Annotated in this window: 14 protein-coding genes and 1 pseudogene; 4 read left to right on the top strand and 11 right to left on the bottom strand. The window is 72.3% G+C overall.

Translation table 11 applies throughout. From position 1 onward, the window contains the following. Nucleotides 1-88: 88 nt before the first annotated feature. A complete protein-coding gene (locus ACPXB1_RS17365; RefSeq protein WP_355592927.1) occupies nucleotides 89-886 on the bottom strand; it encodes an SGNH/GDSL hydrolase family protein in 798 nt (265 codons plus the stop codon). 200 nt (nucleotides 887-1086) lie between these two features. On the opposite strand from ACPXB1_RS17365, the gene ACPXB1_RS17360 reads away from it, so the two are divergent. Then, nucleotides 1087-2619 (top strand): M1 family metallopeptidase, encoded by a 1533-nt coding sequence (locus ACPXB1_RS17360; RefSeq protein ID WP_355592929.1) that lies wholly within the window; start codon nucleotides 1087-1089, stop codon nucleotides 2617-2619. 400 nt (nucleotides 2620-3019) lie between these two features. Here the strand turns inward: ACPXB1_RS17360 and ACPXB1_RS17355 are convergent. From ACPXB1_RS17355 to gltB, 3 genes and pseudogenes are all read right to left on the bottom strand, one after another. Then, nucleotides 3020-3406, bottom strand: a pseudogene (locus ACPXB1_RS17355) (hypothetical protein); the annotation flags it as partial. Between the two features lie 96 nt (nucleotides 3407-3502). Continuing rightward, nucleotides 3503-5041: a glutamate synthase subunit beta gene (locus ACPXB1_RS17350; RefSeq protein WP_355592931.1), complete on the bottom strand. Its 1539-nt coding sequence runs from the start codon at nucleotides 5039-5041 to the stop codon at nucleotides 3503-3505. Continuing rightward, nucleotides 5034-9719 carry a glutamate synthase large subunit gene (gene gltB, locus ACPXB1_RS17345; RefSeq protein WP_425735520.1) on the bottom strand — a complete coding sequence of 1562 codons (4686 nt, stop codon included), beginning with the start codon at nucleotides 9717-9719 and terminating at the stop codon, nucleotides 5034-5036. Before gltB ends, ACPXB1_RS17350 begins: the two co-directional genes overlap by 8 nt. Nucleotides 9720-9863: 144 nt before the next feature. On the opposite strand from gltB, the gene ACPXB1_RS17340 reads away from it, so the two are divergent. Then, a complete protein-coding gene (locus tag ACPXB1_RS17340) occupies nucleotides 9864-10709 on the top strand; it encodes a GNAT family N-acetyltransferase (RefSeq protein ID WP_355592935.1) in 846 nt (281 codons plus the stop codon). 5 nt (nucleotides 10710-10714) lie between these two features. Here the strand turns inward: ACPXB1_RS17340 and ACPXB1_RS17335 are convergent, their stop codons facing one another. Continuing rightward, the gene (locus ACPXB1_RS17335) at nucleotides 10715-11902 is read right to left on the bottom strand and encodes an FAD-dependent oxidoreductase (protein WP_355632718.1); all 1188 of its coding nucleotides are present in this window, start codon (nucleotides 11900-11902) and stop codon (nucleotides 10715-10717) included. A 15-nt stretch (nucleotides 11903-11917) separates the two neighbouring features. Then, nucleotides 11918-13087 (bottom strand): prolipoprotein diacylglyceryl transferase, encoded by a 1170-nt coding sequence (lgt, locus tag ACPXB1_RS17330; protein ID WP_425735519.1) that lies wholly within the window; start codon nucleotides 13085-13087, stop codon nucleotides 11918-11920. A gap of 101 nt (nucleotides 13088-13188) precedes the next feature. Here lgt and ACPXB1_RS17325 point away from each other — a divergent pair, with 101 nt between their 5' ends. Next, on the top strand, nucleotides 13189-13740 hold the full coding sequence (locus ACPXB1_RS17325; RefSeq protein WP_355592941.1) for an NUDIX hydrolase: 552 nt from the start codon (nucleotides 13189-13191) through the stop codon (nucleotides 13738-13740). Between the two features lie 146 nt (nucleotides 13741-13886). Here ACPXB1_RS17325 and trpA read toward each other — a convergent pair whose 3' ends face one another. The 3 genes from trpA to trpC are packed head-to-tail and all read right to left on the bottom strand — an operon-like array spanning nucleotide 13887 to nucleotide 16772. Further along, nucleotides 13887-14690 (bottom strand): tryptophan synthase subunit alpha, encoded by an 804-nt coding sequence (gene trpA, locus ACPXB1_RS17320; protein WP_355592943.1) that lies wholly within the window; start codon nucleotides 14688-14690, stop codon nucleotides 13887-13889. A gap of 1 nt (nucleotide 14691) precedes the next feature. Next, nucleotides 14692-15930 (bottom strand): tryptophan synthase subunit beta, encoded by a 1239-nt coding sequence (gene trpB, locus ACPXB1_RS17315; RefSeq protein ID WP_355592945.1) that lies wholly within the window; start codon nucleotides 15928-15930, stop codon nucleotides 14692-14694. 38 nt (nucleotides 15931-15968) lie between these two features. Further along, complete coding sequence (gene trpC / locus ACPXB1_RS17310; protein WP_355593199.1) at nucleotides 15969-16772, bottom strand: indole-3-glycerol phosphate synthase TrpC; 804 nt, start codon at nucleotides 16770-16772, stop codon at nucleotides 15969-15971. A gap of 484 nt (nucleotides 16773-17256) precedes the next feature. Between trpC and ACPXB1_RS17305 the strand changes: the two genes are divergently transcribed. After that, a complete protein-coding gene (locus ACPXB1_RS17305; RefSeq protein ID WP_355593201.1) occupies nucleotides 17257-17532 on the top strand; it encodes a hypothetical protein in 276 nt (91 codons plus the stop codon). 90 nt (nucleotides 17533-17622) lie between these two features. Here the strand turns inward: ACPXB1_RS17305 and ACPXB1_RS17300 are convergent, their stop codons facing one another. After that, a complete protein-coding gene (locus ACPXB1_RS17300; protein ID WP_425735518.1) occupies nucleotides 17623-18225 on the bottom strand; it encodes a Trp biosynthesis-associated membrane protein in 603 nt (200 codons plus the stop codon). A 115-nt stretch (nucleotides 18226-18340) separates the two neighbouring features. Beyond that, a complete protein-coding gene (locus tag ACPXB1_RS17295) occupies nucleotides 18341-19894 on the bottom strand; it encodes an anthranilate synthase component I (protein WP_425735517.1) in 1554 nt (517 codons plus the stop codon). Nucleotides 19895-19913 lie beyond the last annotated feature (19 nt).

The following is a 19913-nucleotide window of genomic DNA, read 5'->3' as shown; positions in this document are numbered from 1 at the left end:
AGTACCGACGCGGCGCACACGGTTCGGGTCGGCGCGCGGCGGTCGACGGTCCGCGGTGGACCGTCGACCGCCAGGCACTGTGTGCGGGTCAGCCGGTGACCGCGTTCAGCGCCGGCAGGTAGCCGTAGCGGTAGCCGTCGGCGTCCGGGTGGTAGGCCTCGATGATCCCCGAGATGTCGTTGATCCACGGGTCGCCGGCGCAGACGCCGTGCCCGGAGAAGTAGCCGCGGGTGTCGGCGAAGGTGGCGCCGGCCGCGCTGGCCCGGCTCGCGGTGACCGAGGCGAGCACGTCGGCCGCCTCGTTGAGGATGGTGCGCTTGTAGGTGCTCATCGCCAGCAGACCGCAGGAGTTCGTCTCGAACAGGCGCGGGTAGCCGAGGACGATCAGTCGGGCGTTGGGCGCCCGGTTGCGGATTGCGGCGTACGTGGCGTCGAGCCGGGCGGGCAGCGTCGAGGTGGCGAAGGTCTTTGCGGTGTTGACGGCGTTGGTGCAGGACGACGTGCTGCCGAACCGGCAACTGGTGATGACGTTTACGAAGCCGGCGTCGTTGCCACCGATGGTGATCGTGACAAGTGTGGTGCTGGCGCTGAGCGCACTCACCTGGTCGTTGAGGACGTCGGCGGTGACCGCGCCGCCACAGGCCCGGAAGTTGAAGCTGGTCACGCCGTGGGCGGCCGCCCAGAGCGGGGCGTACGACTTCTGGCTGCGCAGGCAACCGGACGTGTCGTACGGGCCGGCGCCGACACCTGAGGAGTAGGAGTCGCCGAGCGCGACGTAGTTGACGGCGGCAGCCTGCGCGGTGCCGGGAACCAGCACGGCGCCGAGGGCGGCGGCGAAGAGGGCGACAAGCGCGGCGAGGGCGCGGGCCAGCGGGCGGTGGGGCATGACGGACCTCCACAGGACAGGGGTGGTGGATCCTGCGACCGCGCGCGTGGCCAGGGACGGAACAGTTGTTACTAGGCGGTAATGCTAGCGAAACATGCAGATCAATGGAATAGCTCGTCAGCACCGCGCGGCGGGCCAGCGACGTTCACGGTCGTCGATTAGGTTGGCCTGGCGAACACTCGATGGAGGGAGTCCACCCGGTGCGACGAATCCTCACGGCGGCCACCGCCGCCCTGACCCTCACCACCGCCGGCACCATGCTCGCCGGCACCCCCGGCCAGGCCGCGCCGACCGCCTGGGGGCGGCCCAGCGTCATGGTCGCGCCGCAATCCGGCGCGCGCGGCCTGGGCGACAGCTATTTCCCCGACTACGGCAACGGCGGCTACGACGTCTCGCACTACGACGTCCGGCTGCGCTACGAGCCTGCCACCGACCTGCTCACCGGCACCACAACGATCCTCGCCACCGCGACACAGGACCTCTCCCGGTTCAACCTGGACTTCCTGCTCGACGTCGAGTCGGTGCGGGTGAACGGCTGGGAGGCCAGCACCAGCACCGAGGGCGCGCACGAGCTGGTGGTCACCCCGGCCCGCACGATCACCCGGGGCCAGCAGCTGACGATCGTGGTGCGCTACAACGGAATCCCGTCCGAGACGCTCATCGGCGGCTACACCGGCTGGACGCGCACCGACGACGGGGCGCTCGCTGTCAACGAGCCCGAGTCGGCCTGGTGGTGGTTCCCGAGCAACGACCACCCCCTGGACAAGGCCACATTCGACATCTCCGTCTCGGTGCCCACCGGCGTCGAGGTGATCAGCAACGGCGTGCAGCCCCGGCCACCGCTGGCCGAGCCCGGCAACCGCACCCGGTGGATCTGGCGGACCACCTCCCCCACCGCCACCTACCTGGCCTTCATGGCCATCGGCCAGTACGACATCGTCACCGACACCACGCCCGGCGGCCAGCCGGTGATCAACGCGTACAGCACGTCGTTGGGCGCGCTCGGGCCGGCCGCGCGGGCCAGCATCGAGCGGACCGGCGAGATCGTCGACTGGTGCAGCGGGATCTTCGGCCCGTACCCGTTCGAGGCGCAGGGTGGCGTGGCCGGGCCTGTCGACGGCATCAGCTTCGCCCTGGAAACGCAGACCCGACCGGTGTACGGCCCGGGCTTCTGGCGGCGCGGCGCCAACACGTACGTGGTGGTCCACGAGAACGCCCACCAGTGGTTCGGTGACTCGGTGTCGGTGACCGGGTGGCGCGACATCTGGCTCAACGAAGGCTTCGCCTCGTACGCCGAGTGGCTGTGGTCGGAGGAGCAGGGCGAGGGCACCGCGCAGGAGGTCTTCGACTTCACCTACGCCAGCTACCCGGCCGATTCGGAGTTCTGGCAGGTGCTGCCGGGCGACCCGGGTGCGGCACGGATCTTCGACAACGCCGTCTACAACCGGGGCGCGATGGCCCTGCACCAGCTCCGGCTGGCGGTCGGCGACGATGCGTTCTTCGCGATCCTGCCGGCCTGGACCGCCGAGCATCGCTACGGCAACGGCACCATCGCGCAGTTCCAGGCCCTCGCCGAGCGGATCTCCGGACTGGACCTGGACGACCTCTTCACCACCTGGCTGTTCACCGCCGGACGGCCCGACGTGGCAGGTGTCGCCCGCAAGGCCAGCCCGCCCACCGAGCCGAAGTCCTGGGCCAAGATCCGCGAAGCCCACGACCTGCTGTCGCACTAGCTAGTCCCTCAACCTCGACCGTCGACCTCGACCGTCGACTCGGAAGGCCCGCCGCCGCACGCGGCGGGCCTTCCGCACGTCCAACCTGGACCTTCAGCGGAACGGCCGCACCTTTAAGCACGCCACAGCCCGCACCGGCTCGTCGCCGTCCCCAGCCCGGTGCTGCCGCCGGCTCGGTGGCATCCCCACACATCCTTTGCTCTGCTTCAACTGACGCAACAAAAATCGTGATCGACTGTTGCGTGGGTTGAAGCAGAGCAAAGGACGCGCGCAGATGCCCCCGGGCGGGCGGGATCGTCACGGGTGGTGAGCCCGGCTCGGCCCGGGCTTGCGTCAGCGGCAACCCCGGCGTTGGCGGGCGGGACCGCGGGGCAGGCGGGCGAGGCGGGCGGGCGGGCGCCTACCGTCCCAAAGTTGCCGGGGCACCTGCCGGCTCGGCCATGCTCGCTTCGACGGCACGGATGTGCCGGTAGGCGAACCAGAGCGGCGGGAACGCCCCGACGGCGAAGGACAGGTCGACAAGCGTCCAGAACCAGGGGATGTCGCGGATCGGGCCGCAGATCAGCGCCAGCGGGACGATCCCCGCGCAGGCGATCATGCCGACCTGCACCACCCAGACGTTGCGCACCGGGTCACGCAGCGGCCCCCAGAACGCCACCGCCAGCACCAGGTGGGCGAAGGCCAGCCAGTCGGTGCCGTACAGCAGGAAGGGATAGTCCTCACCGGCTGTCACGAGCCCGGTGTGGACCCGCTCGATCCAGTTGACCAGCGCCGGCAGGTGCCCTGCCCCGTAGGAGGGCAGCCGGGGGTGACCGCTGTCTCAGCCGGCCAGCGGGCAGAAGCTGCCGCGCCGGCCGGACCGTGACCTGGTTACGCCCTGGGATCAGCGAGCGGCGAGGGCCTGCGCGGCCGGGCCGACCGGTGCCGGCAGCGCCCCCGCACCACCCAGGAAGCCGTGGATGGCGGCGGCCACCGCACGACCCTCGGCGATGGCCCAGACGATCAGCGAGGCTCCCCGGTGCATGTCGCCGGCCACGAACACGCCGTCGACGTCGGTCTGCCAGTCGTCGCGGGCGTCGATCGCACCCCGGGAGTTGCGGGTCACCCCGAACTGGGCCAACAGCGGCTGCTGCTCGGTGCCCTCGAAGCCGATCGCCAACAGCACCAGATCCGCCGGCAACTCCCGCTCGGAGCCGGGCACCACTGTGACCACCCGTCGATCGTCGTGCTTCTCCACAGTCACCTCGGCGATCCGGACCGCCCGCACCTGACCGGTGCCGTCGTCCACGAACTCCTGCACCGCCACCGCGAAGACCCGATCGCCGCCCTCCTCGTGCGCCGGGTAGCTGCGCAGGACCCACGGCCAGGTCGGCCACGGGTCCCGTGCCTCGTCGCGCTCGCCGGGCGGCTGCGGGTACAGGTCGAGCTGGTGCACGCCCGCGGCACCCTGCCGGTGCGCGACACCGAGGCAGTCAGCGGCGGTGTCACCGCCGCCGATGATCACCACGTGCTTGCCGGCCGCGTCGATAGGAGTGCCGTCCGGCAGCACCGCGCGGGCCGTCCGGCCCTCGCCGGTGGTGACAGCGCCGTCAGGCTTGTCGGTGCCCGCTGCGGCGACCGCACGATTGGCCGCGACCAGATGCGCCATCGCCTGGTGTACGCCCCGCAGCGCCCGCCCCGGGGTCTCCGGAGTGTCCCGGCCCTGCAACGCGCCGCAGGCCAGCAGCACCGCGTCGTGCTCGGCGCGCAACTGCTCGGCGGTGACGTCCACGCCGACGTTCACACCGGTGCGGAAGCGCACCCCCTCGGCGGCGAGCTGCGCCAACCGGACGTCGATGTGCCGCTTCTCCAGCTTGAAGTCCGGAATGCCGTACCGGAGCAGACCACCGATCGCGTCGTCGCGCTCGTACACAGTCACCGCGTGACCGGCGCGGGCCAGTTGCTGGGCGGCGGCCAGGCCCGCAGGCCCGGAGCCGACCACAGCGACCGACCGGCCGGACGGCGGCGGTACCGGCAGCGGCGTCAGGCCACGCGCCGCGGCGGCGTCGGCGATCTCCACCTCCACCTGCTTGATGGTCACCGGCTGCCCGCCGGCGATACCCAGCACGCAGGCCGCCTCGCAGGGCGCCGGGCAGAGCCGGCCGGTGAACTCCGGGAAGTTGTTGGTGGCGTGCAGCGACTCCACTGCGGCGTCCCAGCTACCGGTGCGGACCAGGTCGTTCCAGTCCGGGATCCGGTTGCCCAGCGGACAGCCGTCGTGGCAGAACGGGATGCCGCAGTCCATGCACCGGGTGGCCTGCTCGCGGACCAGTTCCTCGCCGGCCGGTGGGTACACCTCACGCCAGTCGCTGATCCGCACCGACACCGGGCGGCGGGCCGGCAGTCGCCGGTCGTAGCGCAGGAAACCGTTCGGGTCAGGCACGGGCCACCTCCTGGGCGACCACCCGCGAAGCGGGCGGAACGGGCGCGGCAGAGGGTGCGCTGAGCGCGCCCATCACCGCGTCGTCGACATCGCGGCCGGCGGCTTCGGCGGCCCGCATGATCTCCAGCACCCGGCGGTACTCGCGGGGCACCACGGCGGTGAACTCGGCCACCGCCTCCGGCCAGCGCTTGAGCAACTCCTCGGCGACCGACGAGCCGGTCTCGGCCACGTGCCGCTGGACCAGTTCGTGCAGCAGCGCCTGCTCCTGCTCACCCAGCGGCGTCAGGTCGACCAGCTCCGCGTTGACCCGGGCCCGGTCCAGCCGGTGCACGTACGCCGTACCGCCGGACATGCCTGCGGCGAAGTTACGGCCGGTCGCGCCGAGCACCACCACCGTCCCGCCGGTCATGTACTCGCAGCCGTGGTCGCCCACACCCTCGACCACTGCGACAGCGCCGGAGTTGCGCACCGCGAACCGCTCCCCCACCCGGCCCCGCAGGAAGACCTCACCGGCGGTGGCCCCGTACAGGATGGTGTTGCCGGCGATGATCTGGTCCTCGGCGCGCTCGCCCGGTGTGGCGTCGGCGTCGAGGAACGGCGCGGCGGCGTCCGGGCGGACGACGATCCGCCCACCGGAGAGGCCCTTGGCCACGTAGTCGTTGGCGTCGCCGTGCAGCCGCAGGGTCACCCCGTGCGGCAGGAACGCGCCGAACGACTGCCCGGCGGTGCCGTGCAACACGAACTCGATGGTGTCGTCGGGCAGCCCCTCGCCACCGAACCGGCGGGTCACCTCACCGCCGAGCATCGCCCCGACGCTGCGGTGCTCGTTGCGCACCGCCACCTCGACCCGCACCGGCGCACCCGCGGACAGGGCTGGCTGCGCGAGCGCGATCAGCTCGTTGTCCAGGGACTGGTCCAGGCCGTGGTCCTGGGCGCGTACGCCACGGCGGGCCGCGCCGGCGGGCAGCTCCGGCAGGTGCAGGACCGGCGCGAGGTCGAGCCCGTGCGCCTTCCAGTGCGTCACCGCCGGGGCCACGTCGAGCAACTCGGTCTGCCCGATCGCCTCCTCGATCGACCGGAAGCCCAGCTCGGCCAGGTAGCCGCGGACCTCCTCGGCGAGGAACAGGAAGAAGTTCTCCACGAACTCAGGGGTGCCCGTGTACCGCTCCCGCAGCACCGGGTTCTGGGTGGCGATGCCCACCGGGCAGGTGTCCAGGTGGCAGACCCGCATCATCACGCAGCCGGAGACGATGAGCGGCGCGGTCGCGAAGCCGAACTCCTCAGCGCCGAGCAGCGCCGCGATCAGCACGTCCCGGCCGGTCTTGAGCTGGCCGTCGACCTGCACCGTGACCCGGTCGCGCAGCTTGTTGAGCAGCAACGTCTGCTGCGCCTCGGCGAGCCCCAGCTCCCACGGGGTGCCGGCGTGCTTGAGCGAGTTCAGCGGGGACGCACCGGTGCCGCCGTCGTGACCGGAGATCAGGATGACGTCGGCCTTGAGCTTGGCCACGCCCGCGGCGACGGTGCCCACACCGACCTCGCTGACCAGCTTGACGTGCACCCGGGCGGCCGGGTTGACGCACTTGAGGTCGTGGACCAGCTGGGCGAGGTCCTCGATGGAGTAGATGTCGTGATGCGGCGGCGGCGAGATCAGGCCCACGCCGGGGGTGGCGTGCCGGGTACGGGCGATCCACGGCCAGACCTTGTTGCCGGGCAGTTGGCCACCCTCGCCGGGCTTGGCGCCCTGGGCCATCTTGATCTGGAGGTCGTCGGCGTTGACAAGGTATTCGCTCGTCACGCCGAACCGGCCGCTGGCGATCTGCTTGACCGACGAGCGGCGCAGCGGGTCGTGCAGCCGGTCGACGTCCTCGCCGCCCTCGCCGGTGTTGGACTTGCCGCCGAGGCGGTTCATCGCGATGGCGAGCGTTTCGTGCGCCTCCGCCGAGATCGACCCGTACGACATGGCGCCGGTGGCGAACCGCTTGACGATCTCGGTGGCCGGCTCGACCTCCTCGATCGGCACCGCCGGACGGACCCCGGTACGCAGGGTGAACAGCCCGCGCAACGAGCCGGCCTGCGCGGCGAGAGCGTCGACCTTCGCCGTGTACTTCCGGAAGACGTCGTACTGCCGACTGCGGGTGGCGTGCTGGAGCAGGAAGACCGTCTCCGGGTTGAACAGGTGCAGCTCACCTTCACGGCGCCACTGGTATTCGCCGCCGACCTCCAGCCGGTCGGAGACCGGGGTGCCGGCCGGCGGCCAGGCCTGGGCGTGCCGGGCGGCCACCTCGGCGTGCACACCCGCAAGGCCCACCCCGCCGATGCGGCTGGGCGTGCCCCGGAAGTAGCGCTCGATCAGCCGGGTGTCCAGCCCGACCGCCTCGAAGACCTGGGCACCGCAGTACGACGAGACAGTCGAGATGCCCATCTTCGACATGATCTTCAGGACGCCCTTGCCGAGCCCCTTGGCGTAGTTGCGCACCGCGACGGCCGGCTCGACGCCGGTCAGCGCGCCGGTGGCGATCATGTCCTCGACCGACTCGAACGCCAGGTACGGGTTGACCGCCGCCGCGCCGTACCCGATCAGGACAGCCGCGTGGTGCACCTCCCGGCAGTCGCCGGACTCCACGATCAACGCCACCTGCGTACGGGTCTGCTCACGCACCAGGTGCTGGTGCACTGCGGCGGTCAGCAGCAGCGACGGGATCGGCGCGAGATCGGCGTTGGAGTCCCGGTCGGAGAGCACCAGGATGCGCACGCCGTCCTCGATGGCCTCGGAGACGTGCCGGCAGATCTCGGTCAGCCGGGCCTTGATGCCTGCGGCGCCCTCCCGGACCCGGTACAGGCCGGAGACCCGGACCGCTTTGAAGCCGGGCAGGTCACCGTCCTCGTCGATGGAGAGGATCTTCGCCAGCTCGTCGTTGTCGATGATCGGGTGCGGCAGCACGATCTGCCGGCAGCTCGCCGCGTTCGGGTCGAGCAGGTTGCCCTCCGGCCCGATCGTCGACGCCAGGCTGGTCACCAGCTCCTCGCGGATGGCGTCCAGCGGCGGATTCGTCACCTGGGCGAAGAGCTGGTGGAAGTAGTCGTAGAGCAGCCGCGGCCGGGTGGACAGCGGCGAGATCGGGGTGTCCGTTCCCATCGAGCCGATCGGCTCGGCACCGGCACGGGCCATCGGCGCGAGGAGGATCTTCAGCTCCTCCTGCGTGTAGCCGAAGGTCTGCTGGCGGCGGCGGACCGAGTCGTGGGTGTAGACGGTGTGCTCGCGAGCCGGCAGGTCGTCCAGCTCGATCAGCCCGGCGTGCAGCCACTCGCCGTACGGCTGCGCGGCGGCCAACTCGGACTTGATCTCGTCGTCGTGCACGATCCGGCCGGCGGCGGTGTCGACGAGGAACATCTTTCCCGGCTGGAGCCGCCCCTTGGCGACCACGTGGGCCGGGTCGAGGTCGAGCACGCCCGCCTCGGAGCCCAGCACGACAAGGCCGTCGTCCGTCTGCCACCAACGCCCCGGGCGCAGCCCGTTGCGGTCCAGCACCGCGCCGACGATCTCGCCGTCGGTGAACGCCACCGACGCCGGCCCGTCCCACGGCTCCATCAGGCTCGCGTGGAAGCGGTAGAAGGCCCGCTTGTCCGGCTGCATGCCGGGATCGTTCTCCCACGCCTCGGGGATCATCATGAGCACCGCGTGTTGCAGGCTCCGCCCGGCCAGGTGCAGCAGCTCCAGGACCTCGTCGAAGTTCGCCGAGTCCGAGGCGGCAGGGGTGCAGACCGGGAAGACCCGCCGGATGTTGCCCGGTAGGTTCGGCGAGCGCAGCAGCGCCTCACGGGCCTGCATCCAGTTGCGGTTACCGCGGATCGTGTTGATCTCGCCGTTGTGGGCGATGAACCGGTACGGGTGCGCCAACGGCCAGGACGGGAACGTGTTCGTGGAGAACCGGGAGTGCACGAGCGCTATCGCGCTGTCCACCCGCTCGTCGCGCAGGTCCGGGAAGAACTCCGGCAGCTGATCGGGCGTGAGCATGCCCTTGTAGACGATGGTCCGGCTGGACAGCGACGGGAAGTACGCCGGCACGCCCCGCTCGGCGCTCTCCCGCTCGGCCTGCTTACGCAGGCAGAACGCCACCCGGTCCAGGTCGATGTCGCGCAGCGGGGTGCCGGCCCGGCCGGCGGGCGAGTCGGTGAGCCGACGTGCGGCCAGGAAGACCTGCCGAACCCGGGGCATCGCCGCCAGGGCGGTCTCGCCGAGCCCGGACGGCTCCACCGGCACGTCCCGCCAGCCGAGGACGTCGGCCCCCTCGACCACCGCGTACTTCTCGATGACCCGGCGGGCGCGAGCCTCGTCGTCGTCGTTGTCGGGGAGAAAGACCAGGCCGGTGGCGTACTCGCCGGCAGGCGGAAGCTTGATGTCGGCCACCGCGCGCAGGAACGCGTCCGGGACCTGGATCATGATGCCGGCCCCGTCGCCGGTGTTGGGCTCCGCGCCGCGGGCGCCGCGATGGTCCAGCCGGCAGAGCGCTCCGAGCCCGTTGGCGACGACCGAGTGTGAGCGTCGGCCGTGCAGGTCCGCTACGAAGGCCACCCCGCAGGCGTCGTGCTCATGCGCCGGGTCGTAGAGCCCCTGCGCGGACGGGCGGGGGCCGGGCGTCGGCAAAGCCTGCGGGCTCTGCGGGTACGGAAAGGCCACCGGGCCTCCTGTCGTCACTCAGGTCTGATCATGGTGAGGGACGACGTCGGCCCGGGGTCTATTGAGTCTACGTTAGGGCGGTCAGCGCAAGGCCAGTCAAGATTGATCACACCGCCCAGAGTCTGGGACGTGTAGTCTCGCGCGGTGGATTCGCTACACAAAGACGTCTTCGACCGGTTGGAACGCTTCTACGACGCCGTGCCCCGGGACGTCGCCGCTGTGGAGGACCACGGTGCGCTTGTGCTGTTCGTCCGCGAGGGCCCCGGTTGGCCGTTCTACGCCCGACCCCGGATCGACGCCGCTGAGCCGCCGTCCCTGGCCGACATTACCTCGGTACGGGAGCGACAGCGGAAACTGGGCCTGCCGGAGGCCCTCGAGTGGGTGCACGAAACCACACCTGAGCTGCTGGCGGTGGCCCGCTCGGCGGGGCTGAACGTGCTTGAGGCACCACTGATGGTGCTCGATCCGGCCGCGCTGCCGGACCCGGCGACGCTGTCCGACGTACCGGTGCGGGTGCTGGCTGCGGACTCACCGGACTTCGCCGCCGACGTCGCGGCCCGGCGGGCGGTGGCCGCCGTGGCGTTCGGCGCCCCCGGCACCGCGCCCGGCGAGGCCGGACCGGCCGAGCGGGACGCGGCCGTCACCGAGTTGGAGCTGGCCGCGCTGGAAGAGGAGCGTGCCCGGATCGCCGATGGTCGGCGGATCTCCGCGTTGGCCGGCACGCCTACGGAGGGCGCGCTGGCAAGCGGCATGGCGATGCGTGTGGACGACGTGGCGGAGATCGCCGGGGTGGCCACCCTGCCTGCCGCCCGTCGGCGCGGGATGGGCGCCGCGCTGACCGCCGCCCTCGCCCGGGACCTGCTCGCCGCCGGCACCGACCTCGTGTTCCTGTCCGCTGGCAGCGAGGAGATCGCCCGCGTCTACCTGCGGGTGGGCTTCCGCCGGATCGGCACCGCCTGCATCGCCGAACCCACCGCCCTGATCCCCTGAACCGGTCAGGCCGGCGGACGCCACTGGGCTGCGGACGCGGCGGTGCTGGAGATCAGCCGCGAATTGATCGTGCCGAGTGCGGCGTCCCGGGCGCGCAGCGCCAGCCGGCCCCGGGTCTGGAGCACCGCCGACATGCGCCGGGTCTGTCGGACCACTGACGCCGCCCGGGGACGGCGCACCCGGTCGTACGCCTGCACGGCGTCCGGCAACCGGGCCTCACGCAGCAGGGAGGCGAGTGTGGCGGCGTCCTCGAATGCCAGACACGCGCCCTGGCCGAGGTGCGGCGGCATGGCGTGCGCCGCGTCGCCGAGCAGCACCACACCGCCCGGCCCGACCGGAAAGCCGTACGCGCGGGGCAGCGGGCGCAACTCCCGAACCTCCTGCTGGACGAGGTCGGCCGGGTCGGTGGCGTCGAGCAGGTCGGCGATCGGCGCCGGCCAGCCCGCGTACCAGCGGCGCAGCAGCGCGAGCTGGGTCTCCGGCGGCTCCGGGCGGGGAGCGCCGGCCGCGGTGGCCACCCAGTAGATGCCGCCCCGGGTGGAGCCGCCCGACGAGCCGCGCTCGCCCAGCGAGGCGGCCACGAACCGGTAGCCCGCGCCGAGGAACTCACCGGCGATCGGCTGGTCGGCGGGCAGTCGAGGTGCGCGGTACCAGGGGATGACGGCCCGCCAGGCGGCGCAGCCGGAGCTGACCACCCCGGACTCGGGTGCCAACTGGCGGCGGATGACGCTGTCCGTGCCGTCCGCGGCGACCACCAGGTCGGCCTCGATGGTGTGCCGCCCGTCGTTGACGCCCGGGCGCTCCCCCGGCTCGACCCGGACGTGGCGCACTGTGACACCAGTACGCAGTTCGACACGGTCACCGAGCCCGGCGATCAACGCGTCGTGCAGGTCCTCCCGGTGCACCACCACCGGCATCCGCTCGACCGACGTCGGTCGAGGCTGCACAAGCCAGTGCCCGTCCGGGCGGCGGACCCCACCGTCGGGCAGCGGGGTGGCGATGGCGGCAAGGCCGTCGCCGCGACCGAGGGCCTGCAACGCGCGTACCCCGTTGGGCCAGAGCACGACGGCGGTCGGCTCGGGGCGGACCCGCTCTGCGCGGTCCAACAGGGTGACCTGCCACCCGGAGCGGGCCAACGCGCCAGCGACCGCGAGGCCACCGACCCCGGCACCGACCACCACCGCGCTTCGCATCGGTATCGCCCTCGCTCAGCTGTCCCGGTCGGCGGGGCGTGCGTCGGCCCGCTCGCCGTCGTGCGCGTCCCGCGTGTCGTCGGCCGGCGTGGGGTCACCGGTCGCCGGTGCCGCCTCGCGGCCGTCGTCGTCGCCGCTGTCGTCGCTGTCGCCGTCGGCCGGTTCGGGCGGGGCCACGCCGGTGTCCTGCCAGGTGCGGAACTGCTCCTCGCTGACCACCCGGTAACCCTCCGGGGCGGCAGCGCGCGCCCCGGCCTCCTGCTCGGAGAGGTCGACCTGGGACAGGTCGGAGGTCGCTGGCGGAGTCGGGGTGGCCGCCGCGCCGATCGGGATCAGGTACTCCCGGGGGCCACGGACCCGCACGAAGTAGAGCAACGCGCCGAGGAAGACCAGGGCGGCCGTCCAGACGTTGAGCCGGACGCCGAAGATCTGGTTGGCCTCGTCGGTGCGCATCAGCTCGATCCAGAACCGACCGACGGTGTAGCCCATCACGTAGACGGCGAACGCCCGGCCCCGGCCGAGCCGCAGCTTGCGGTCCAGCACGAGGACCAGCGCGACCACGCCGAGGTTCCACAGCGCCTCGTAGAGGAACGTCGGCTGGTAGAGGCCCGGTTCGAGGATCGGCTGACCGGCGTCGTCGCGCAACGCGTGCCCCGGGTTGTCCGGGTCCATCCGGTGGATCTCCAGGCCCCACGGCACTGTCGTCCGGCCGCCGTACAACTCGTTGTTGAACCAGTTGCCGACCCGCCCGACCGCCTGGGCCAGCGGCAACCCGGGGGCCAACGCGTCGGCCACCACGGAGAACGGGATGCCGAGCTGACGGGCCGCGATCCAGGCGCCGATCGCGCCACCGGCGACGGCACCCCAGATGCCGAGACCGCCCTCCCAGATGGCGAACGCCTTCATGGGGTCTCCACCGGCGCCGAAGTATTTCTCCGGCGAGGTGAGCACGTGGTAGATCCGGGCGCCGATGATGCCCGTGGGAACTGCCCACACCGCGATGTCGAGCACCGCTCCGGGCGCGACACCGCGCTGACGCAGGCGGCGCTCGGTGACCCAGCAGGCCAGCACGATGCCGACGATGATGCACAGCGCGTACGCCCGGATCGGAACCGGCCCGAGCTGCCAGACCGCGGTGCTGGGACTGGGAAGAGCCGCCTGGGGGGACAGCGAGGCGTAGGTCACGGGTGCACACGCTACCGCTGCCGACCCCCGCAGCGGCACCCCGGGCCACCGCCCGGCCATCCCGATGACTTCTGGTTTGCGCCGCCGTAGGCTCTTTGTCCATGAGCACGCTCACCTGGGCGGTCGCCGCAGTCGTCACCGACGCTGCCGGCCGGGTGCTGCTCTGCCGGCAGGGCCGGGGCGAGCGCCGGTACGCCCTGCCCGGCGGCCGGCTGCGCCCGGCGGAGAGCCCGGTGCGGGCGGCGCTGCGCGACATCCGCGCCGAGACCGGCTGGGAGATCGAGCTCGTCGACCTGGTCGGCGTCTACCACCTGAGCGGTCCACCGGCGGACACGCCAGCCGGCCGGGCCGGGCCACTGCCGGACATCCTTGTGCACGTGTTCCGCGCCCGCGCGGCGGAGGTCGGGCCGAGCGCCGGCCCGTCGCCGGGCTGCCGGCTGTCCTGGCACGCCCCCAGCACGCTGCCCGCTGAGGTCACCCCGCTCACCCGGGCGGCCGTCGCCGACGCGGTCGCCGGCCGCTCCGGCGTTCTTCGCGAAACCACCTGGGCCACCGACTCCGCGGATCCGGCCAGCCGTGGCGGGCGGGCGGGAGCCGGGCGGCCGCCGGAGCAACGCGGCGAAGCAGCGACAGGCCCGTCGCTGCGTCCGTGACCGTGCCGGCGCCGCTGTCGACCGCCCCCGGGCCGGTGCTACGTCTTCGAGCCTGATTCCTGTGAGTCATCAAAATGACTCACAGGAATCAGGCTCGGAAGGACGTGACCGCCGGGCCCGTTCACGTTCGTCGCGGTGTGCGGCGCTCAGCGAACGGGGTTGCGGACGCCCTCGGCGAGTTCGGCACTGAGGGTACGCAGCGCGGCAAGCCCTTCGGCCTCGGACGACGCGTCGAGCACGCAACGCACCAGAGCGCTGCCGACGATCACTCCGTCGGCGTACCCGGCGACAGTGCCGGCCTGCGCGCCGGTGCCCACACCCAGACCGACACCCACCGGCAGGTCGGTGACCTCCCGGACCCGGGAGACCAGGGTGGGCGCGGCGTCGGAGGTACGCGCGCGGGCGCCGGTGACGCCCATGACGGCGGTGGCGTAGACGAAGCCACGGCAGTGCTGCACCGTCATCGCCAGCCGGGCGTCCGTCGACGACGGTGACACCAGGAAGGTGCGGTCAAGCCCGTGGGCGTCCGAGGCGGCAAGCCACTCGTCCGCCTCGTCGGGGATCAGGTCCGGGGTGATCAGGCCGGTGCCACCGGCGGCGGCGAGGTCGCGGGCGAACACGTCCACGCCGTACCGCTCGATGGGGTTCCAGTAGGTCATGGTGACCACCGGGGCACCAGTGGCCGCCACCGCCTCGATGATGCGCAGCGTGTCCGCCGTGCGGACCCCGCCGGCCAGCGCGATGTCGCTGGCCTTCTGGATGACCGGGCCGTCCATCACCGGGTCGGAGTACGGGATCTCCACCTCGATGACGTCGACACCGGCCTCAACCATCGCCGTCATGGCCGCGATGCTGCCCTCGACTGTCGGAAACCCCGCCGGCATGCAACCGACCAGCAGGGCTCGTCCGTCGGCCCGGGCCTTGTCGAAGGCCACCCCGATCCGGCTCATCTCAGCTCTCCTTGTCGAGGATGCCGAAGTAGTCCCCGGCGGTGTGCACGTCCTTGTCGCCCCGCCCGGAGAGGTTCACCACGATTGTGGGCTCCCGGCCCAGCTCGGCGGCGAGCTTCGGGGCCAGTGCGACGGTGCCGGCCAGCGCGTGCGAGCTCTCGATCGCCGGAATGATGCCCTCCGTACGGCAGAGCAACTGGAACGCGGCCATCGCCTCGTCGTCGGTGACCGGCAGGTAGTTGGCCCGGCCGGTGTCGTGCAGCCAGGCGTGCTCGGGCCCGACGCCGGGGTAGTCCAGCCCGGCGGAGATCGAGTGCGACTCCAGCGTCTGCCCGTCGGCGTCCTGCAGCACATACGTGCGGGCGCCGTGCAGCACCCCGGCGGACCCGCCGGTGATGCTGGCCGCGTGGCGGGTGGTGGTCACCCCGTCGCCGCCGGCCTCGAAGCCGTACAGCCGCACGTCCTCGTCGGGAACGAAGGCGTGGAAGATGCCCAGCGCGTTGGAGCCGCCGCCGACGCAGGCGGTGACCGCGTCCGGCAGCGCGCCGGTGAGGTCGAGGCACTGCTGACGGGCCTCGTCGCCGATGCCACGGACGAAGTCGCGGACCATAGCCGGGAACGGGTGCGGCCCCGCGGCGGTGCCGATCAGGTAGTGCGTCTGGTCGACGTTTGCCACCCAGTCGCGCATCGCCTCGTTCATCGCGTCCTTGAGGGTGCGCGAGCCGGTGGTGACCGGGACGACTGTGGCGCCGAGCATCCGCATCCGGGCCACGTTGAGGGCCTGCCGCTCGGTGTCGACCTCGCCCATGTAGACCACGCACTCCAGGTCGAACAGGGCGGCGGCGGTCGCGGTGGCCACGCCGTGCTGACCCGCCCCGGTCTCCGCGATCACCCGGGTCTTGCCCATCCGCCTGGTGAGCAGCGCCTGACCGAGCACGTTGCGCACCTTGTGCGCCCCGGTGTGGTTCAGGTCCTCCCGCTTGAGCAGCACCCGCGCGCCGATCTTCGCGGAGAACCGCCGGGCCTCGTAGAGCAGCGACGGCGTGCCCGCGTAGTCCCGCAGCAACGCGCCGAACTCGGCCCGGAAGGAATCGTCGGTCATCGCCGTGCGCCACGCCCCGTCGAGCTCGTCCAGCGCGGCCACCAGGGCCTCGGGCACGAACCGGCCGCCGAAGCGACCGAAGTGACCGGCGGAGTCGGGCTGCGGGCCGGCCACCGGGGCCAGCGCATCGGCGCTCATCGGAAATCCTCTCGGTGGGGCGTCACACCGGCGCGGGGTCAGCGCGCCGGTCGGGGCGTTGCCGGGTGATTACCGGCGTTGACCAGCTCTGCCACTGCCTCGCGGGGGCTCTTCTGCGTGACCAGGCCCTCGCCGACGAGGACCGCGTCGGCGCCCGCGGAGGCGTACCGGATCAGGTCGTGCGGCCCACGGACGCCCGATTCGGCGATCTTGACGACGCTGCTGGGCAGGCCGGGCGCGATCCGCTCGAACACCGACCGGTCGACCTCCAGGGTACGCAGGTCGCGGGCGTTCACCCCGATCACCTGCGCGCCGGCCTCCAGGGCACGGTCGGCCTCCTCCTCGTCGTGAACCTCGACGAGTGCCGTCATGCCCAGCGACTCGATCCGCTCCAACAGGCCCACCAGGGCGTTCTGTTCGAGCGCCGCGACGATCAGCAGGACCAGGTCGGCACCGTGGGCGCGCGCCTCGTGGACCTGGTAGCTGGAGACCACGAAGTCCTTGCGGAGTACCGGCACGGTGACCGCCGCCCGGACGGCCGCGAGGTCGTCGAGCGAGCCGCCGAACCAGCGCCCCTCGGTCAGCACGCTGATCGCCCGCGCCCCGCCCGCCGCGTAGTCGACGGCCAGATCGGCCGGATCGGCGATCTCGGCCAGCCGGCCCCTCGACGGCGAGGAACGCTTCACCTCGGCGATGACGGCCACACCGGGCTTACGCAGCGCCGCGTACGCGTCCAGCGGAGGCGGTGCCGCCGCGGCCAGTTCACGGATCCGCTCCAACGGAATCTGCTCCTGGCGGCGGGCGACATCCTCACGAACGCCGGCCAGGATCTCGTCGAGCACGCTAGCGGGCGCCGACTGACCGGCCTCGTCCCCCTCCGCGTGCCCATGCTCAGCAGTCACCATCGGACTCCCCTCTCCGGGTGTCATGGGCCGATGCTAGGGGCAGCCGACCGACGCCGGGAGGCCGGGGTATGGCGCTGCTCACGAAAACGCTTGCGGCATAATGGCCGACTTGCCGTGAACGGGATGTCACGCAACGCCACCTCCGCTTCCACGACGCCCTGGGTCGGGAGCCCGGCGACCCCGGTCGAACCGGGCCGACCCATCGATCATGCCATCGACAGCGACCGTCCGCCGCGCGACAACGACATCCGTCGATGCTGTGAGCGAACTCAAGGCCGAATGGCCCGTCCCAGGTCAGCACCGGGGCGAGACAGTTGACCGGGCGGTCACCCCGGCGAAACGTCAGCCGGTCAGCATCGTCCTCGGGCAGACTCGATGGCGCACCTGCCCGACCGTCGCCAACTTCTCGTGCGGGGTGACCATGAGCATTGTCGAGCCGAACCAGAGCATCGGGCTGACCACCATCTCGCGGACCGTCGCGTCACTCGCCGTGAGCGTCGTGCACACCCTGGAACGAGCCGTCGTCGGCGAGGACCGGATGCGCACCGCCCGCGGCAACGCCTGGGAGGCGGTCTGCGCCGACCGGGCCCGCGCCGACCGACGCGCCGAACTGGAGCGGTTGGTGGCCGAACTGGCCGCCGCCCGCGCCGCCGCGCGCCGCCAGCAGGAGCAGCGGGAGCACCAGCCCGTCGGCTGACACCCGCGCCCGAAGTCGGTGTGCACCTCACCGACCGACGACACCCTCTGCCCGTGACGACGCCGCCTGACCCGCCGGTCGGGCGGCGCGTCAGGTGGCCGTCGGATCCTCGCCCCGGTCCAACGCGTCCCACGCCTCGGTGGTCCGCCGCCCGGCCATCGGGCCGGGCGGCCCAGCCACCTCAGGCTCACTCTCCGTGACGGTTCGCGTCGGTCGTTCGTACCGGGCGCCCATCGCCGGCCAACCCCCGCCCCGCAACGCGGTCCACCCACCGCCCACCGCGGCCAGCAGACCGCCGAGCAGACAGAGCGCCGGCCACTGCCTGTTCACCACACCACCGAGGTCGGCGACCAGCCCGTACCCACCGCCGGCCGCCACCGCCAGGCCGAGCACCCCCAGCAGCACGCCCACCACCCGGCGCAGCCAGCCCCGGGTGGCCAACACCGCGCCGCCACCGGCCAACGCGACCAGAGCCAACGCCGGCAGCCACGGCAGCAGCGCCGCCCCACTACGGACATCACGCACCGGCGGCAACGGGGCCGGGCGCGCCGTCACCTCCACCGACCAACTCCGGGTCGCCGCCCACAGCGCCAGCGCCGCGCCAGCCAGACCGAACAGCACGGCGTACGTCAACTGACGCCGACCCGTCGCCACCCCGCCCTCCGGCCGCTCACCAACACCCACCCCGCTCACCGGGCCGACCTTACGTTCGCGACTGCGGGGCTCCGCTGCGCTGCACTCCTCGCGCTCACCGGAACCAGCCTTACGTTCGCGACTGCGGGGCTCCGCTGCGCTGCACTCCTCGCGCTCACCGGGCCGGCCTGAGAGTTTCGGCCGCGGCGATCGCCGCCAGCACTGCGGCGGCCTTCGCGCGGGTCTCCTGGTCCTCAGCGGCCGGATCCGAGTCGGCAACGACCCCCGCGCCCGCCTGCACGTACGCGCGGCCCTGACGGATCAGCGCGGTGCGGATGGCGATCGCCATGTCCAGGTCGCCGCCGAAGCCGAAGTAGCCGACAGTGCCGCCGTACACGCCACGCCGGACCGGCTCCAACTCCTCGATGATCTCCATGGCCCGCACCTTGGGAGCGCCCGACAGAGTGCCGGCCGGAAAGGTCGCGGCGAGCGCGTCGAACGCCGAACGATCGTCACGCAGCGTGCCGATCACAGTCGAGACGATGTGCATCACGTGGCTGTACCGCTCGATGGTGGCGAACTCGGGCACCTCCACGCTGCCCGGCTCGCAGACCCGACCCAGGTCGTTGCGGCCCAGGTCGACAAGCATCACGTGCTCGGCCCGTTCCTTCGGGTCGGCGAGCAGCTCGGCGGCCAGCGCCGCGTCGGCGGCCGGCGTGCCACCGCGCGGCCGCGTGCCGGCGATCGGGTGCAACAACGCCCGTCGCCGCCCGTCCGAGCCTGCGGTGACCTTCAGGTGCGCCTCCGGCGACGAGCCGACGATGTCGAACCCGTCGAAGCGCAGCAGGTACATGTACGGGCTGGGGTTGCTGGTGCGCAGCACCCGGTACACGTCCAGCGGATCGGCGTGCGTCGCCCGCTCGAAGCGCTGCGACAGCACGATCTGGAAGCACTCACCGGCCCGGATCGCCTCCTTTGCCGCCTCCACCGCCTTCGGATAGCCACCGTCGGGCGTACGGCAGAGGACCTCGCCGGCCGGCGGGCGCTCCACCGTGGAGATCATCGGCGGGATGGGTCGCGACAGCGCGGTGGTCATCGCGTCCAGCCGTCCCACCGCGTGGTGGTACGCGGCGGTGACCTGCTCGTCGCGGCCCGGGGTGTCCAGCGGCGGCAGCACCGCGTTGGCGACGAGGATCGCCGAGCCGTCGTAGTGGTCGAGCACCACCAGGTCGGTGGCGAGCATCATGCCCAGCTCCGGCACACCGAGGTCGTCCTCGGTCAGCTCCGGCAGCCGCTCGAAGCGACGCACCAGGTCGTACCCCAGGTAGCCGACCATGCCCCCGGTCAGCGGCGGCATCCCGCTGGCCTCGTCACCGACCGGACCGGCTAGCGCCGCGACGGTCTCCCGCAGCACCCGCACCGGGTCACCTTCGGTGGGCAGCCCGGCCGGCGGCTGGCCGAGCCAGGTCGCCACGCCGTCCCGCTCGACGAGCGTGGCGCTGCTGCGTACGCCGATGAACGAGTACCGCGACCAGGCCATGCCTGCGGAGCCGACGCCCTGCTCGGCCGATTCGAGCAGGAACGTGCCGGGCCCACCTGCCAGCTTGCGGTAGACGCCGACCGGGGTCTCCGCGTCGGCCAGCAGCCGGCGGATGACCGGCACCACCCGCCAGCGTGCCGCCAGCTCGGTGAAGGTGACCAGATCCGGGCTCACAGCGCCGTCGGTCATGGCTGAGCCTGCCTTTCGG

The organism is Micromonospora sp. DT68, assembly GCF_049847245.1.
GTDB classification, from domain to species: Bacteria; Actinomycetota; Actinomycetes; order Mycobacteriales; family Micromonosporaceae; genus Micromonospora; species Micromonospora profundi.
Note: the sequence above shows the minus strand (reverse complement) of the source record. Positions and strands in the feature narration are given on the sequence as shown.